The sequence below is a fragment of the Bradyrhizobium liaoningense genome, assembly GCF_018130955.1.
Lineage (GTDB): Bacteria > Pseudomonadota > Alphaproteobacteria > Rhizobiales > Xanthobacteraceae > Bradyrhizobium > Bradyrhizobium liaoningense_C.
The window spans coordinates 238,504-255,012 of sequence record NZ_JAFCJM010000001.1; the positions used below are offsets into that span (position 1 = coordinate 238,504).

Annotated in this window: 15 protein-coding genes; 3 read left to right on the forward strand and 12 right to left on the reverse strand. The window is 65.3% G+C overall.

Going from position 1 to position 16,509, the window contains the following annotated elements:
• Nucleotides 1–3: 3 nt before the first annotated feature.
• Together JQ632_RS01140 and JQ632_RS01145 are read right to left on the reverse strand one after the other, a co-directional pair.
• The gene (locus JQ632_RS01140) at nucleotides 4–558 is read right to left on the reverse strand and encodes a hypothetical protein (protein WP_212400398.1); all 555 of its coding nucleotides are present in this window, start codon (nucleotides 556–558) and stop codon (nucleotides 4–6) included.
• Nucleotides 555–1,565 carry an alpha/beta hydrolase gene (locus JQ632_RS01145; RefSeq protein ID WP_212400400.1) on the reverse strand — a complete coding sequence of 337 codons (1,011 nt, stop codon included), beginning with the start codon at nucleotides 1,563–1,565 and terminating at the stop codon, nucleotides 555–557. Before JQ632_RS01145 ends, JQ632_RS01140 begins: the two co-directional genes overlap by 4 nt.
• Before the next feature lie 119 nt (nucleotides 1,566–1,684).
• Here JQ632_RS01145 and xseA point away from each other — a divergent pair, with 119 nt between their 5' ends.
• Complete coding sequence (xseA, locus tag JQ632_RS01150; RefSeq protein ID WP_212400402.1) at nucleotides 1,685–3,316, forward strand: exodeoxyribonuclease VII large subunit; 1,632 nt, start codon at nucleotides 1,685–1,687, stop codon at nucleotides 3,314–3,316.
• A 171-nt stretch (nucleotides 3,317–3,487) separates the two neighbouring features.
• On the opposite strand, the gene JQ632_RS01155 is transcribed toward xseA, so the two are convergent.
• On the reverse strand, nucleotides 3,488–3,721 hold the full coding sequence (locus JQ632_RS01155) for a hypothetical protein (protein WP_212400527.1): 234 nt from the start codon (nucleotides 3,719–3,721) through the stop codon (nucleotides 3,488–3,490).
• A gap of 101 nt (nucleotides 3,722–3,822) precedes the next feature.
• Complete coding sequence (locus tag JQ632_RS01160; protein ID WP_212400404.1) at nucleotides 3,823–4,653, reverse strand: dienelactone hydrolase family protein; 831 nt, start codon at nucleotides 4,651–4,653, stop codon at nucleotides 3,823–3,825.
• Nucleotides 4,654–4,837: 184 nt separating this feature from the next.
• Between JQ632_RS01160 and JQ632_RS01165 the strand changes: the two genes are divergently transcribed.
• Nucleotides 4,838–5,065, forward strand: a complete 228-nt coding sequence (locus JQ632_RS01165) for a DUF2093 domain-containing protein (protein WP_212400405.1) — start codon at nucleotides 4,838–4,840, stop codon at nucleotides 5,063–5,065.
• Here JQ632_RS01165 and lpxK read toward each other — a convergent pair whose 3' ends face one another.
• Genes lpxK through JQ632_RS01195 form a run of 6 tightly spaced genes read right to left on the reverse strand, consistent with a single transcriptional unit; the run spans nucleotide 5,066 to nucleotide 10,613 of the window.
• Nucleotides 5,066–6,088, reverse strand: a complete 1,023-nt coding sequence (lpxK, locus tag JQ632_RS01170; RefSeq protein ID WP_212400407.1) for a tetraacyldisaccharide 4'-kinase — start codon at nucleotides 6,086–6,088, stop codon at nucleotides 5,066–5,068.
• The gene (locus JQ632_RS01175; protein WP_212400409.1) at nucleotides 6,081–7,415 is read right to left on the reverse strand and encodes a 3-deoxy-D-manno-octulosonic acid transferase; all 1,335 of its coding nucleotides are present in this window, start codon (nucleotides 7,413–7,415) and stop codon (nucleotides 6,081–6,083) included. The genes lpxK and JQ632_RS01175 overlap by 8 nt, the downstream gene beginning before the upstream one ends.
• Entirely contained in the window at nucleotides 7,378–8,091 is a 714-nt protein-coding gene (locus JQ632_RS01180) for a lysophospholipid acyltransferase family protein (RefSeq protein WP_212400411.1), read from the reverse strand. The genes JQ632_RS01175 and JQ632_RS01180 overlap by 38 nt, the downstream gene beginning before the upstream one ends.
• On the reverse strand, nucleotides 8,088–8,351 hold the full coding sequence (locus JQ632_RS01185) for a DUF4170 domain-containing protein (protein ID WP_212400412.1): 264 nt from the start codon (nucleotides 8,349–8,351) through the stop codon (nucleotides 8,088–8,090). Before JQ632_RS01185 ends, JQ632_RS01180 begins: the two co-directional genes overlap by 4 nt.
• Nucleotides 8,352–8,410: 59 nt before the next feature.
• Entirely contained in the window at nucleotides 8,411–9,229 is an 819-nt protein-coding gene (locus JQ632_RS01190; RefSeq protein WP_212400414.1) for a 3'(2'),5'-bisphosphate nucleotidase CysQ, read from the reverse strand.
• Entirely contained in the window at nucleotides 9,216–10,613 is a 1,398-nt protein-coding gene (locus JQ632_RS01195; protein WP_212400416.1) for a TldD/PmbA family protein, read from the reverse strand. Before JQ632_RS01195 ends, JQ632_RS01190 begins: the two co-directional genes overlap by 14 nt.
• 276 nt (nucleotides 10,614–10,889) lie before the next feature.
• Here JQ632_RS01195 and JQ632_RS01200 point away from each other — a divergent pair, with 276 nt between their 5' ends.
• Nucleotides 10,890–11,408, forward strand: a complete 519-nt coding sequence (locus tag JQ632_RS01200; protein ID WP_212400418.1) for a DUF6101 family protein — start codon at nucleotides 10,890–10,892, stop codon at nucleotides 11,406–11,408.
• 118 nt (nucleotides 11,409–11,526) lie between these two features.
• Here the strand turns inward: JQ632_RS01200 and JQ632_RS01205 are convergent, their stop codons facing one another.
• Nucleotides 11,527–13,719: an outer membrane protein gene (locus JQ632_RS01205; protein ID WP_212400419.1), complete on the reverse strand. Its 2,193-nt coding sequence runs from the start codon at nucleotides 13,717–13,719 to the stop codon at nucleotides 11,527–11,529.
• A gap of 66 nt (nucleotides 13,720–13,785) precedes the next feature.
• Nucleotides 13,786–16,338: an autotransporter domain-containing protein gene (locus JQ632_RS01210; protein WP_212400421.1), complete on the reverse strand. Its 2,553-nt coding sequence runs from the start codon at nucleotides 16,336–16,338 to the stop codon at nucleotides 13,786–13,788.
• Between the last annotated feature and the right edge of the window lie 171 nt (nucleotides 16,339–16,509).

Below are 16,509 nucleotides of genomic sequence, written 5' to 3' on the forward strand. Positions count from 1 at the left end.
GCGCTAGATCCGCCGCATCCAGAGCCCGCCGAGGATCAGGCCGCCGCCATTGACGAAGGCCATCCACAGCGGAAAGGCCTCGCCGATGTAGAAGAAGCCGATCAGCGTCAGCGCGGAGATGCCGAGACCGATCGCCACGAAGGCATAGCCGAACCACAGGCCCGCCATCGTGTAGAACAGCATGAAGTAGATCGGCCAGAACGTTCCCAACTGGCGCGGACCGAAATGGGCGATGACATTGGTACAGAGATAGCCGAAGGCAAAGAACAGCACGAACATCAGGATCATCCTGATGCCGATGCCGGCACCCTTGGGGTGGCTCGGCGGATTGAAGACGCGGAGCGCAACCAGACCGCCGACGCCCAGGATATCCGTGGCGGGCCAGACGTAGACGGCATACATCGGCCAGAGCCAGGTCACGAGATTGGCGGCGAACACCAGGACGCCCCACCAGACGGCCGCGATGCTCGCGAGCTCGTAGAGCTGCGATTGCTTCACGCGCTGGACGATATCGTCGATATCGGCCAGCGCCGCAGAGGCCTCCTTACTGTCGATCATGACTGCCCTGCTCCGCGCGTTGCCACGTCCTCGGCGATTGCCGAGACCGCCTTTGGATTGGTGACGATGCCCATGTGGTTGATGCCGTCGATGATCTTGACGTCGACCGACGGTTTGATCGCCTGCACGGTCTCCGCATATTTGTCCGAGATCATCATCTCGTCCTCGGCGCCGCCGATGATCGTGATGGGCCGCGTCGTGGCCGGCAGGTCGAGCCGGTAGCCGCGCGTCGCAAAATTGCGCATCAAGCGGTCGGAATAGGTCGACGTGAGGTACTTCGCCGAATTCGCCGGCACCGCGAAGGCGAGCACCGGGAGCTGCGCACAGCAATCGATGCCGAGCTTGCGCAGCGCCGTGAGCCCCAGGAAGCGTGGAATGTCGGCGCTGACCCAACCACCGTTGCTCGGCCGGTTGGTCGGCGCGTCATAGCCGAGATAGGGCGCGAGCAGCACGGTGCGCACGAACATGTCCTGCATGATCGGGGTGGCCGCCACGCGCAGCGAGAAGCCAGCGCCGGCGGAATGGCCGATCAGGGTCAGCGGCAGATCCGGCGCGGTCCGGCGCAGGAAGGCGACGAAATCGACGAGGTCGTCCTCGAGCTGGCCGACATAGCCGATGTCGCCGCGCGTGCCGGAGGCGCCGTGGCCGCGCATGTCGAGCGCCCAGGTTTCGACGCCGCGCGAGGCGATCGCATGGGTCAATGCGTGGTTGACGGTGCCGCTGGAGCCGGAGGAGCCGTGGATGAAGACCGCGCCGCGACCGGTTGCCGGGCCGTTCGGCGCATAGTGGCGGAAGCCGATCCAGGTCCCGTCGCGGGCCTGGAAGCGCTCGAGCGGCGGCAGGGTCGAGAAGTCGACCGCCTTCACGGAATCCGAGACCGACTTCATCTCGGGCGGCCGCTGCAGCGGCGTTGCGATCATCGCGGCCAGGATCAGCGCCACGCCGCCGACCGCACACAGCGCCCATTTCAGGCCGTTCAACACGCCGCGCAGCAGCCGGATCGCCATGACCTACTCTCCTTGACTCTGGTATCAATAGAGGACTCTATATTACAGAGTACTCTCTCGATCAACCCCCGGATTGGCGCTTGGGAGCGAAAATCCTTAACGTCGATAACGACCCCAACATGCCGAATCGTTTGCCGATGCCGTCTGCGGAACCCCTGCTCAATACGCCCGAATTCACCGTCTCCGAGCTCTCCCTGTCCCTGAAGCGGACGGTGGAGGACACCTATGGCCATGTCCGGGTCCGCGGCGAGATCTCCGGCTTTCGCGGCGCGCACTCCTCCGGCCACTGCTATTTCGCGCTGAAGGACGAGAGCGCGAAGATCGAGGCGGTGATCTGGAAGGGCGTGCACGGCCGCATGCGCTTCAAGCCGCAGGAAGGCCTCGAGGTCATCGCGACAGGCAAGCTCACGACCTATCCGGGCTCCTCGAAGTATCAGATCGTGATCGAGGCGCTGGAGCCGGCCGGCATCGGCGCGCTGATGGCGCTGATGGAGGAGCGCAAGAAGAAGCTCGCCGCCGAGGGCCTGTTCGACGAAGCGCGCAAGCAGCTCTTGCCCTGGCTGCCCGAGGTGATCGGCGTCGTGACCTCGCCGACCGGTGCGGTCATCCGCGACATCCTGCATCGGCTCGAGGACCGGTTTCCCCGGCACGTGCTGGTGTGGCCGGTGAAGGTGCAGGGCGAAGGCTCGGCCGAGCAGGTCGCCGCCGCCATCCGCGGCTTCAACGCGCTGCCGGAGGGCGGAAAAATTCCGCGCCCCGACGTGCTGATCGTCGCGCGCGGCGGCGGCTCGCTGGAAGACCTCTGGTCGTTCAACGAGGAGATCGTGGTCCGCGCCGCGGCCGAGAGCATGATCCCGCTGATCTCGGCGGTCGGCCACGAGACCGACATCACGCTGATCGACTTTGTCGCCGACAAGCGCGCGCCGACGCCGACGGCGGCCGCTGAAATGGCCGTGCCGGTGCGCAGCGAATTGTTCGTCGAGGTCGCCGATCTCGCGCGGCGCACGCGCGCCTATTGGCAGCGTGCCCATGAGAGCCGCCGCAGCGAGCTGCGCGCCGCCGCACGCGCGCTGCCGGCCGCATCCGATCTCTTGGCGATCCCGCGGCAGCGGCTGGACTCGGCAGGCAGCGCCCTGCCCCGCGGCCTCAAGGCCAACACGCATGCGCATTTCCGCAGGTTTACCGCGGCCAGCGCAAAGCTGACGCTGCGCGTGCTGCACGGGCAGATCGCGCAGGCCGATCACCGTCTCACGGTCTGTGGCGAACGGCTCGGCCTGTCCGCGCGCGCGCTGCTGCATCGGCGTCGCGACCGCTTTGCGGGGCTCGAGGTGCGCCTGCGCGCCTCAAGACTCTCCAATGCGCAGGCACAGCGCAACGCGATTGCCCGCCAGCGCGAACGCACGCACCGGCTTGCCGAGCGCGCCAGCCGTGCGCTGACAACGCTGCTGCAACGGTTGGAGGCGCGGGTCGAGAACAGCGGAAAACTGCTCTCCGCCCTGTCCTATCGCGGGGTGCTCGCGCGCGGTTTTGCGCTGGTGCGGGATGAGGCCGGCCATCCCCTGCATTCGGCCGACAGCGTTGGACCGAGCGCACGGCTGGAGATCGAGTTCGCCGACGGGCGCGTGGCGGCAACGACGGACGCCGATCGGCCGGAGCCGCGCACGGCGACACAGCCGAAGCCCGCGACGCGCGAGGCAAAACCGGCGCCGAAGCGCGTGGCGAAGCCGGTGGATCAGGGTAGTTTGTTTTAGCGCCGAAGCTTCACTGTCCATCCCGTCATCCTGAGGTGCGCGCCATGCGACGCGAAAGCGGCGCAAGGTGAGCCTCGAAGGATGAACGGCCGGGATGCAGCCGGGCCGTCGCCCTTCGAGGGCCGCTGAAGAAGCGGCCGCCTCAGAGTGACGGCGATAGGAATTGCGCCCCTACCGACAGGACAATCCGGCGTCGATCGTCGTCCAGAAGCCGCAATGTTCCGCGGGAACTCCGGCGCGTGCTTCGTAGAGCAGAAGCGCGACGGTGAAGACGATGAGCGCGGACGACAGCAGTATGAGGCGGTTTCGCATCAGACGCCGTTTAACGGACATCATGGTCGAACTATGACAGGCGGAAGCTGAAACTGGCGGATCGCTCGCGCCGTAACTCGGCGCGTCGGCCATGACGACCTGTGCAGGGCGGTGGTCGATGCGGGGCTGTCCGTTCGCTTGTTCCTCGGGCGGCCCCGCTTCAACACGGCAATACGCCGATCAGGGCACCGCCCTCACCGCGCCAGCCACTCCGCGACCTGCTTCTGCGCATCTGCGCGTGCGTCCGCGTCGGAGCCGAGATGGCCGCGGTCGGGCGTCGCAGCGTCGTTGCTGCTTGCGGACGCATGCAGCGGCACGTTGGCACGATCGAAATCGTGATAGGCGCCGGGATAGACGACGATGCGCGCGAGCGCGCTGCGGCCCTGCGCGCCATCGACCATCTGGCGACAGGCCTGGGGCGAGGAGACGTCGTCCCTGGCGCCAATCAGCACCAGCGTCGGCACCCGCGTGCTCCAGCCGAGCCCGGCCGAGATACGGCAATCCGGATAGACCGCGATCGCCGCGCGGAAGTCGGGCTGCGCGTCGCGTGTCAAAAGTTGCGGGCGCACGGCCCAGAGCACCGCGCTGGCGCCATTGGCCCAGCCGATCAGGCTGATGCGGTTGCGCGCGACCCATGTCTGCTGCAACAGCCAGCCGCGCGCAGCGACGATGTCGGCGACGCGTTCGCGCCGCGCCTTCACCCGCATTTCCTTGACGCGGCATTGCGGCCCGAGCTCGCGCGAGCCGTAGCTGTCCGGCCAGAGCACGGCGTTGCCCGCCTTGAGCAGCTCCTCGGTCCAGTCGCGATAGCGCGGCAGCACCGCCTCGTTGCGTCCGCTCAAGCCGCCGCAGGCATGCAGCGCGATCACGGTCGGAAACGGGCCGTCGCCGGCAGGCTTGTAGAGCTGCGCATGCAGCGTGGTGGAGCCTGCGACGATCTCGACGGCCTGCGGCGCGGCGGGCGAGGCCGCATGCGCCGGCGACATCAGGATCAGTAGGGCGAGAACGATTGACGGAACACGCATCGAATAGACCGGATCAGGAATGGACCGGGAGCAGCGATCCCTCGGCGCGCAGCCCTATCACGCACCAATGCCCGCAAAACATCACAAATCAGTGGGTTTAACGGGCGGACAAGTCACCCTATCTATGCTAGATCGGCATCGACACATCATGCCCGTGGACCGGGCGCAGCGGAGACTTCTGACCGTGCTAAACAAGTTCGGCCCCTCGGGCCATGGCGAAGCGCAGGTGCAATATCTCGACGGCGACTTCCGCGTGATCTCGCCGGGGACCTTCGTGCGCTGCGCGGTGACCGATACGCGGATTCCGCTCGACGAGCTGAAATACTGGAGTGTGGATCTGCAGGAAGCCTACGCCCATCCCGGCGCCGTGCTGCAACGGCATTTTCCCGGCGCGCCGAAGCCGCAGGGTTGATCAGCGCCCGAACCTCTTCTCCCGCGCCTTGAACAGGCGATCGGCGACGAAGTCACGGAGCTTTGCGGGCTCGTCGAACTCCAGCGTTACCTTGAACGGTTCGACTCCTTGCACGTAAGGCAGCATCCCGTCGCCGCCGTGGATTCGGGCAAGGTCCTTCTCCGTCGTCACCAGCGTTAGCCCCTCACGCCTGGCGTCAACCGACAGATCCTGGATTTCGCGCTCCGAATAAGGGTGATGGTCCGCGAAAGCGCGGCTCCTGACCATCTCGACCTCATGTGCCTGCAACGTCCTGAAGAACCGCTCGGGGTCGCCGATGCCGGCAAAGGCGAGCACGCGCTTGCCGGACAATCTTGCGAGCGACTCGGCATCCGGCTTCAGGCGTGCGCGCAACACCGGCCTGTCGCGCGCAGCGACCTCACTGGCGACGCCGTCGGCGGCGTGACCGTCGCCGATCACGATCAGCGCGTCGGTGCGGGAAAGCTGCACTCTCAGCGGCGCGCGCAAGGGACCTGCGGGAAACACCTTGCCGTTGCCGAGGCCACGCTCGCTGTCGATCACGATCAGCGAGGCGTCCTTGGCGATCGCCGGGTTCTGGAAACCGTCGTCCATCAGGATCGCGGTTGCGCCTTGCGATTTCGCCAGCGCCACGCCGTCGACGCGGTCGCGCGCGACCGCGACCGGCACGTTGCGCACCATCATCAGCGGCTCGTCGCCGACATCGTCGGCAGTGTGCCTTTCCGCATCGACCATCACGGGGCCGCGCAACCGCCCGCCATAGCCGCGGCTGAGCACGACCGGCGTCTCGCCGAGGTCGCGCAGCAGGTGGGTCAGCGCCAGCACGGTCGGCGTCTTGCCGGCGCCACCGACGTGGTAATTGCCGACGCAGAGCACGGGAATGCCGGCGTCCATCCCCTTGCGCAGCATGCGGCGTTCGGCGATCGCGCCATAGAGCGCGCCGAGGGGCCGGAAAAAATGCGACTTGAGCGAACGTGGCCGGTGCCAGAAGGCCGGCTCACGCATTGGCGGCTCCCATCTCGATGCGGAGCTGCAACAGATAGGGCTCGAGCGCCGTCATGGTGCGATCCAGCGCGCCGCCGAGCCGTTCGACCACGCCGGTCCCTGCGCGATGCATGGTCTCGCGCACGGCGGGGTCGGCCAGCAACTGCCCGAGCTGCTTCACCAGGGCCTCCTGCGTGTCGGCCTGACGCGCGCCGCCGCTGCCGTCTAGCGCCTCGTACACGTCGGCGAAGTTGAAGACGTGCGGGCCGTGGATGATGGAGGCCCCGAGCTTGATCGCCTCGATCGGATTCTGGCCGCCATGCGGGATCAGCGAGCCGCCCATGAAGACGATCGGCGACAGCCGGTAGAACAGGCCGAGCTCGCCCATGGTGTCGGCGACGTAGACGTCGGTGGCCGCGGTCGGCAGTTCCTCGCGCGAGCGCAGGCCGGGCTTCAGCCCCGAGGCGGTGATCAGGCCCGCGATCGACGAGCCGCGATCAGGATGCCGCGGCACGATCACGGTGAGCAGCGAGGGGAAGAAGCCGGCAAGGCTGCGATGCGCTGCGACCAGCATCTCCTCCTCGCCTGGATGGGTCGAGGCAGCGACGACGATCGGGCGGCCCCGCGTCATCGTCATCAGACGTTCGAGCTTGACGGGATCGGCGGGCGGAGCTGCGACGTCGAGCTTGAGATTGCCCGTGGTCACGACGTTGCGGCTGCCGAGCGCGGCAAACCGCTCGGCGTCGGTCTTCGACTGCGCGAGGCAGATGTCGAACCGCGACAGCAGCGCAGAGATCGTGCCCTGGACGCGGCGCCAGCGCGGGAAGGAGCGCGGCGACATCCGGCCGTTGATCAGCACCATCGGCAGCCGGCGCGCAGCGCCCGCCAGGATCAGGTTCGGCCACAGATCGGATTCGATGAACAGCGCCAGCGACGGCTTCCAGTGATCGAGGAAGCGGGCGACGTAGCGCGGAGAATCGTAGGGCACGTATTGATGGATGACGTCGGGCGGAAAGCGTTTTGCGACCACCGCGGCCGAGGTGACCGTGCCGGAGGTGAGCAGGATGCGCAGATTGAGCTCGCGCAGCCGCTCGATCAGCGCCGCCGCCGCCAGCACCTCGCCGACGCTCGCGCCGTGGATCCACACCAGCGGCCCGTGCGGCCGCACGTCCTGCGAGAGGCCGCGCCGCTCGCCGACCCGCGCAGGGTCTTCCTTGCCCTGCTTCAGCCGCCGCTTGATCAGCGCAGGCGCCAGCGGCACGAGGCCGGAGGCCAAGTGCTGATACACCCGCAGCGTCATCGGCAGCGAATTAGCCATGATCCGGTTCCGGGCAGCCGAGTTGGGCATAGGCGCGGCGGGTCGCTTCGTTCAGCGTCTCTTCCAGCTCCAGGCGCAGGGCCTCCATGGTGGCGGCGTCGGCGTCCGGCGGGACGTTGATTTCCTTGATTCCCACCAATGCGCCTCGCCCAAATGGCAAATTGATGGTCGTGCGGTCCCAGTTCTTCAGCCGGATGTAGCGACTGGTCGCCATCGCGAAAGGCATGATCGGCCGCCCCGATTCCCTTGCCAGCATGATGATGCCGAGACCCGCAACCCGCGAACGCTTCGGCACGTCGGCGGTCAGCGCGACATTATAGTCGTCCGCGAGCGCCTGCACCATTTCCCTGAAGGCCCCGACCCCGCCCTTGCGGTGGAATGCCCCGCCATGGTCGCCGGAGCCGCGGATCGTGCCGATGCCGAGCCGCTCGACGGCGATCGCGTTGAACTCGCCGTCGCGATGCCGGGAGATCAGGACCTTGGCCCGGTACGAGTCCTTGTTCTTGATGAACGGCGTCAGGAAATGCTGGCCGTGCCAGAACGCGAAGATCGCCGGTATCTGCGGCTCGACGCGGCCGTAGACGTCGGGCGGATCGAACGTGAACTTGTTGGTCCGCCAGACCAGACGCAGCCATTCGGCCGCCAGGACACCGACGGCACGCTGAACGAAGCTGCTTCGCAGCGTATTGCGAAGCAGTCTTTTCAACGCGCCGGCTTCGGTTCTTTGGTGGATTCTTGGCCCGGATCGAGCAGCCGGTGAAGGTGGACGATGAAATAGCGCATCTGGGCGTTGTCGACGGTCATCTGCGCCTTGGCCTTCCAGGCCGTGTAGGCGGAGGCGTAGTTCGGATACAGGCCCACGATCTCGACGTCGTCGAGGTTCTTGAAAGTGTTGTGGTCGAGATCGGTCAGCTCGCCGCCAATGACGAGATGGAGCAGTTGTTGCTGCGGGGCACTATCTGGCATGCGTAGTTCTTTCCTAACGGGCTGCCCGGCAAGCAGGTCGATAAGCACGATGGTTGCGGTCAGGGCAAGGGGCGCTGCCGAAAATGTGCGACAATGCTCGCATGACGATCGCGGCCTGCGGCCACCAGCACCCCGTGCGCCACTTCCCGGCGATTGTAGAGGATGGGATCTCCGGAGAGTTCGCTCATCCTACCATCCGCTTCCTGCACGATCAAATCGGCCGCCGCAAGGTCCCAGTCGCGGCTTTGTCCCCCCGCAAAAGCCGCATCGAGTGCGCCGTGGGCGACCCGGCAGAGCCGCAATGCGAGCGAGCCGATTCGCGGATGCAGCTTGACCTCGCCTGCATGCGGATTGAGCCGCTCGACCAGCGGTTTCGGCCCGGCCATGCGGCTGAAATCGAGACTGCTGCCGGAAGCGGCACGGACCGGCGCGTCATTGAGCGTGGCGCCCTGCCCGCGAATCGCAAAGAAGAACTCCTCGCGGGCCGGCGCGAACACCGCGGCCAGGACCGGCTTGGTCCGGTCGACCAGCGCGACGCTGACGCACCAGTCTTCCAGGCCGCCGAGATAGCCGCGCGTGCCGTCGATGGGATCGACGATCCACACGAGATCCTTGGAGAGCCGTGCCTCATCGTCGGCGCTCTCCTCCGACAGCCAGCCATAGTCCGGCGTCGCCACGCGCAGGCGCGCCTCCAGCAGATCGTTGACGGCGATGTCGGCTTCCGAGACCGGCGAGGAGGCGCCCTTGGTCCACTTCTTCAGCTCGGTGCGAAACATCGACAGCGCGAGGCCGCCGGCCTCGCGTACCGTCGCCTTCAGCAATGCGGCGTCGTGATTGAGAATTCTCTCGTCGACCGATTTCGCGTCAGCGGCCGCCAAGCGTCAGCCCCTCGATACGCACCGTCGGCGCATTGACGCCGTAGCGGAATTCGAGATCGTTGGCCGGCTGCATCGACTTGAAGATCTCGAACAGATGGCCGGCGATCGTGACCTCGCTCACGGGATAGGTCAGCTTGCCATTCTCGATCCAGAAGCCGGAGGCGCCGCGGCTGTAATCGCCGGTCACGCCGTTGACGCCGGAGCCGATCAGATCGGTGACGTAGAAGCCCTGCTTGATGTCGGACATCAATTCCGTCGGCGTCGCGCTGCCGGCTTCGAGATGCAGATTATACGGCCCGGGCGACGGCGAGGACGACACGCCGCGATGGGCGTGGCCGGTGGTCTGAAGCCCGAGCTCGCGCGCGGTCGCGCAGTCCAGCAGCCACGTCGTCAGCACGCCCTCGTCGATCAGCGCGATGTTCTTCACCGCGACGCCTTCGGCATCGAAGGATTGCGAGCGCAATCCGCGCCGGCGCAAGGGATCGTCGATGATGCGGATGTTCTTGGCGAATAATTGCTGGCCGAGCTTGTCCTTCAAGAAGCTGGTCTTGCGCGCGATCGAGGCGCCGTTGATGGCGCCGACGAGATGGCCGACCAGCGAGCCGGCAACGCGCGGATCGAACAGGACCGGCACCTTGCAGGTCTCGACCTTGCGCGGATTGGAACGCGCCACCGTGCGTTCGCCGGCGGAACGGCCGACAAACTCAGGCGACAACAGATCGGACCCGTGCGGCGCGGAGGTGAAATCATAGTCGCGCTCCATGCCGGTACCTTCACCGGAGATCGCGGTCGCCGAGATGCCCTGGCTCGAGCGCAGATAGGTTCCGTGAAAACCGGTGCTCGTCACCAGCACCATGCCGCCGATGCCGGCCGAGGCCGACGCGCCGCCGGACTTGGTCACGCCTTTCACGGCGAGTGCCGCAGCTTCAGCCTCGAGCGCACGGCGCTCGAGTTCCACGGTCGCGGGAATGTTCGGGTCGAGCAGATCGAGATCGGGAAAATCGCGCGCGAGCAGCGCGGGATCGGCAAGGCCGACAAACTTGTCGTCGGGCGCGACGCGCGCCATCGCGACCGCGCGCTCCGCAAGCTTCGTCACGGCATCGCCGCTGACGTCGTTGGTGGAGACCACCGCCTGGCGCTGGCCGACCAGCACGCGCAGGCCGACGTCGTCGCCCTCGGACCGCTCGGATTCCTCGACGCGGCCGTCGCGCACCTCGACGCCTTGCGAGATGCCGCGCACCGCGACTGCATCGGCTGCATCGGCACCGGCGCGCTTGGCGGCATCAACCAGCCGCTGGGCGAGATCGGAGAGTGCGGACTGATCGAACAGGTCGGCGTTGGCTTTGGCGGCAAGCGTCGATGCAGGCGATGGTGAAGAGTTCACGAACGAAATCCTGTTGGGATGGGGCGGGTTCGAGGCGACGGGGCCGGAACTACCAGATGTGCCCTATTTCCGCGGACTTCAAGCACTTTCCCTGCGTCAAAAGCTCAGATTCTCGGTTTCCGCGCAACGTCTCGTCAATCATGCGAGCCAAGGTCTTGTCAATCATGCGCGACGGTCACTGCGGGTTAACCAGCCTTTTTAAGCCAATTCCGAAGGGGCCGCGCTAGTCTCGTGCGCATCGACCGGGAACATAATCCCGGCGGGGAGACTAAAGCCGTGAGGCGTCAAACAGTCACAAGCGGGATCAATCCCGCCGGGTCGAGCCGCGCACTGCGGCTCGACCCTCTTTCTCTGCCGGTCCGCTTCGACGCGCACGATCCGCGCGCCGACGGATACACCAGGCAGATCGAGCTTCATCGCGAACGCGTCGTGCTGCGTCGTGCCGTGCGCGGCATGCAGATGGCAGTCAACGTCCGCGTCAGCGACTTCACCGGGATCGCACTGCGCGGCATCGACGAGACGCAGATGCTCGTCCTCGTGCATCGCGACCCCTCGCTCTCGGTGCCGCTCGGCGTCAGCGCCGACCGCGACGAGATCGTCAACGCCTGGGCGATGTGGAGCGAGATTTTTGCCCTTCCGCAACTGGACGAAGCCAAGCGCGATCCGGCACCACGCCGCCGTCGCCGCAACGCGATCCGCGACCGCCGTCCGAAGTTTTTGATGCGCCGCCGCACCGGTGTCGCGCGCGACCTCTCCGTGCATCGCGGCGAGCGCGAGATCATCGCGAGGAACTGAGCCTGCGCCCACAGATGCTCGCCTGGCCGGGATCGCCTCGGCCTGATCGCTTGGGCGCCGCCGCAAACGAAAAGGGCCGCCCTCAGGACGGCCCTCAAAACGTAATCACGCAGCCGCGTTATTGTCCGAACTTGTAGCTGAGCCTCAGGCGCGCGACATCGGTCGTCAGATGATTGCGAACCACGCAATCGCTTGCCGGACGTGAGGTACAAAGATTCGCGCCGTTGGCGAGGACGATGTTCGCGTCACGATCCTGATACATCATGTGCAAGAATTCGCCGCCAACGATCCAGTTCGGGCTCAGGGCGTACTCCACGCCCGCGCCAATCACGCCGCCCCAGAGAACGCCGCTACGGTTGGCCGTGGTTCCGTTGGGCGTGCCAAAGGCGGGGTTTGCCGTAAAATTGTTGAACTCGACCCCGGTTTGCTGGACGTCTGCCCAGGCAGCACCGCCGGTCACGTAGGCCAAAGCATTGTTGACGGTCAGGCCGGCGCGGGCCCGGATCGTTCCGCTGACATCCGCTTTGGCTCCAACGGTCATGGCCAAGGAGGCATGACCACCAAGGACGGACTCCTTGAACTTGCTGTTCCCGTTCACATCAGCTTCGATACCGACCAGACCTCTGCCGAACTGATAATTGTAGCCGACCTGCGCGCCCCCGGTGAAGAAGCCGTGCGTGGGCGTCGCGGTGGAACAATACCGGCAGGGATCATCGAAGCGCGACGCCGCCATTCCACCGCCGGCGTTGCCGCCAACGTAGAATCCCGTCCAGTTGTAGAGCGCAGCGACCGGCTCCGCGTTCGCAGTGACCGGCGCCGGATCACCGAACTTGTAGCTGAGCCTGGCGCGCGCAACGTCGGTCGTCAGCTGGTTGCGGATGACGCAATTGGCTGCGGGGTTGCTGCCACAAGCGGTGGCGCCATTGGCCAGGATGATGTTCGCGTCACGATCTTCATAGACAGTATGAAGGTATTCGGCGCCAACGATCCAGTTCGAGTTCAAGGCGAACTCAACGCCCGCGCCGATCACGCCGCCCCAGAGCGTGCCGCTGCGGTTGGCGGTCGGTCCGGTGGGAGTACCGAAGCTCGCGCTGACAAGATTGGTGTCAAATTCAATTCCAGTCTGCCGGACATTTGCCCAGGCGGCGCCGCCGGTCACGTAAACCAAGGCATTGTCGATAACGACACCGCCGCGCGCCCGGATCGTTCCGCTGACGTCCGCCTTGGTGGTGACGGTCATCGCTCGTTTGTCATCGCCCAGGACGGCTCCCTTGAAATCACTGTTGCCATTCACGTCGGCTTCAATGCCAACCAAGCCGTTGCCAAACTGATAGTTGTAGCCGATCTGTGCGCCGCCGGTGAAAAAGCCGCGCGTGGGCATCGCAGACGAGCAAGAGAAGCAGGGATCATCGAAGCGGGACGAGGCCATGCCTCCGCCAGCGTTGCCGCCGATGTAGAAGCCCGTCCAGCTATAGACCGAGGCCACGGCGGGAGCCTTTGCATAGCGCTGGCCGACACTCGCATAAGCGTCGGTCGAAACCGGGACGGGATCGCCAAATTTGTAGCCGAGCCTGATACGCGCGACGTCGGTCGTCAGTTGGCCGCGAATGACGCAATTGGCGGCGGGGGATGTCGATCCACAACCACTGGCGCCATTGGCGAGGACGATGTTCGCGTCACGATCCTGATACATCGTATGCAGGTATTCGCCACCAAGGGTCCAGTGTGGGCTCAAGGCGAATTCGACACCTGCTCCGATCACGCTGCCCCAGAGCACGCCACTGCGATTGGCGGTGACGCCAGTGGGGGTGCCAAAGTTCGGCTTGGCAGTATTGTTATTGAATTCGACCCCGGTCTGCTGGACGTCTGCCCAAGCAGCGCCGCCGGTCACGTAGAACAAGGCATTGTCGATAACGACACCGCCGCGGGCCCGGATCGTTCCGCCAACGTCTGCCTTGTTGGTGACAGTCATTGCCACAACGCGATCGCCTCCGAGGACGGCCCCCTTGAAATCGCTGTTGCCGTTCACGTCGGCTTCGATGCCGACCAAGCCGCGACCGAACTGGTAGTTGTAGCCGAGTTGCGCGCCACCGGTGAAATAGCCGCGCGCCGATGTTGCGGATGAGCAATAGAGGCAGGGATCGTCGAAGTGCGATGAAGCCATGCCGCCACCGAGATTGCCCCCGATGTAGAAGCCCGTCCAACTGTAGACGGCCGCTGGAGCGTTCTTGTAAGCCGGAGCAAGATCCGCCGCAGTGCCTGCCGCCGTGCTAGCGAAAAGAGCAGCCGCGGCTGCGAGGGTGGTTCTCATGGCAATACTTCCCATTGACGAAGCCAAATCAGTTCAACGTTGTGAGTGGGGCCCGGGAGCCGCTGCTCAAAATCCCACCTTGAGGCCCAGCCGCGCGTTGTAGGAGGCGGTTTTGTCATTGGTGTATTGGGCATCCGCCGAGCCAAACAATGCGGTGTTGCGAGCCACGATCGTCTCGAAGCCGAGGCCGACGGTGCCGCCGAAGACGCTGGCGGCGCTGGTATAGTTCACAGTGAAATCGGTGCCGGAGAAACTGGCGCCAAAACCCTGCGGGCCGACACGCTGCTGGCCGAACACCGAGGCGGAGAGCGACAGCTTGGTCAGCGGGGCGGCGCCGCCGGCGTAGAATTCACGCGAGAATATCGCGCCGGCACGCTCCTCGAAGAGATGGACCTGGCGCGCCTGGTAGGTCAGGTTCTGCGAGGAGCCGGTTTCCGAATAACCCTCGCTGAAGGTGCCGCTGTAGCCAACGCGGACGAAGGGCGTGACGGTGACAGCAGGGCTGATTGCGTAGCGGTAGCCGAGAGCCGCCTGCGGCGCGATGAAGTAGCCGCCAAAGCTTCCGACGGCACTTTCCGTGGTGGTGGAATAGACGGTGCGCGTGCTCCTGGCGTTGAGCCCGCCCGTCGCCAAGGCCAGGTCGAACACCAGCGGACCCCATTCCCTGCGTCCGTAGAGGCCGCCGAAATAGACGTCCGATTTCAGCGTACCGGAGCCGTCCGCCATCCAGCCGGACAGGTTGCCCGCACCGGCAAAGCCACCGACCCGCCACGTGTCGAGCCTGCGATCGAAGCCGATCAGGCCGCCATATTGGTTCGTGGTGGATCCGGCAGCCGATGGCGTCGATAGCTGGTTGCGCAGACCTGCGAAGCTGCGCGCCCAGAACAGGTTGCCATAGGCGTCCAGGCTGGAGCCTTGCGGCATGGAGGCCATGGCAAGCCTGTTGCCGGAACCGCGAAGCTGGTCGGGGAGCTGCGACGCCAGGCTGCCGGAAGCACCATCCGCGTAACCGATGGCGGGGCTGGGAGCCACGGTTTGCGGATAGTCGATGTTGTTGTCGAGGATGCCCGAGATGATGTTGAACAGCGAGCGGGTGAAATCCGGCACCATCGTTGGGGTGCTCGCGACGTTCGAAACGTTGGTCACGACGATATTGCCGGTGCCGGCGCCATTCAGACCCGACGTGACCAGCGTCTGCGCGCTGCTGGAGAGATTGATGGTGTTGGACGCCACCAGGTACTGGTCGACCGGAAGGGTGTAACTGCCGGTGCCGAAGTTGATCGTGTTGCCGATAGTGTTGTTGTAGTGGATCGCACCGTTGAAGACCGCGCTCGGAAGCACGTTCAGCACATGTCCGGTGCTGCCCGAGACGTAGGTAATGGAAGCCATCGAGCCGGAGATCGTGCCGGCATTGGTGATGGTGCTGTTGTTGCCGGTGATGCTGATGCCAGAGGCGCCTGAGACCACGCCCGAGGCATTGTTGGTGATGGTGGAGCCCGCGCCTGCAAACACCGCGGTGCCGATCGCGCCGGAGGTGGTGATACTGCCGCTGTTGGTGAGCACCAGCGCCCCCACAGCACGGATGCCGATGCCAACGACGCTGGTGCCGCCGCCTGAAATGCTGCCGGTGTTGATGACAGTCAGCGCCGAGCTGCCGGGACTGTTGATGCCGCCACCATCGGACGTGATCGTACCCGAATTGGTCACCGCACCCCCGCCTGAGGCGTACACCGCCCAGCCGGCGTTGGAGCCGCTGGCGGCGATGGCACCCTGATTGTTCAGGATGATCGAGCCGCTAACGTTGGCGATGCCATTGACGCCCGAGATGCTGCCGCCGACATTGTTATCGATTTGGAAATTCAAACCGCTGACAGAGACGCCGGTGCCGTTGCTGGCGGAGATGGTCCCGGCATTGTAGACTCCGGCGTTGTCACCGCTGCCGCTGATGCCAGCCTGAAAGCCGGTGATGGTGCCGCCCGAGTCGTTGTGGATGGTAGAGTGCGCCCCGCTCGCTGTCGGCCCGAACACGACGCCGGATAGTCCGGCTCCGGTGATCGTTCCGGCATTGATGAGGTTCAGGTCGTGCACGACGTTGATGCCGTTGGCAGCACCGATGATCGTCGCGCCGGCCTGGTTGACAACCGCCGAGTCGGATCCGAGATAGACGGCATCGCTGCCGGTGCCGGTGATCTTGCCAGAATTAAACAGCCCGGGCCCGAGGGATACCGGGGCGCCGCCGACGAGTGAAATGCCGGTGTTGCCGGAAATCACACCAGTTGCGGTATTTGAGATCTTGCCGACGTCGCCGGCAGACACGCCCACTCCATTGACGCTGGCGATCGTGCCGTTGTTGGTGGAAATAAGGATATCCTGCGCGGCGGCAACACCGGCAATGGCGTCTCCGGAAATCGATCCATTGTTGACAGTGAGGGTGAGCGATCCGGTGTCCTGGATACCGTAGTTCGCGCCAGATATTGTCGCGGAGTTCGAGCAGGTCTGGTTGGTGCCGGTGACCGTGCAGGCGGCAAAGGCGGGGTCGAGCTGCGCCGACTCAAGTGCCGCAACGACGCACAATGCACCTGCACCACCACAGGCCTTCCGGATCAAACTGGACGTCATGCAACCATTCCCCGCACTTGCAGAATCTCGCGGGGACTATGTCGAGCGGCGGAACGAACTTCTCGGCAGCGCTGACACTGGATTATGTGAAAAAATGACGGTGTCGCATTTCGGAAACGTCCGCGGCGCGGCGACTGTCAAATATGCCCTTCGCGACTGTCGAATTTGCGC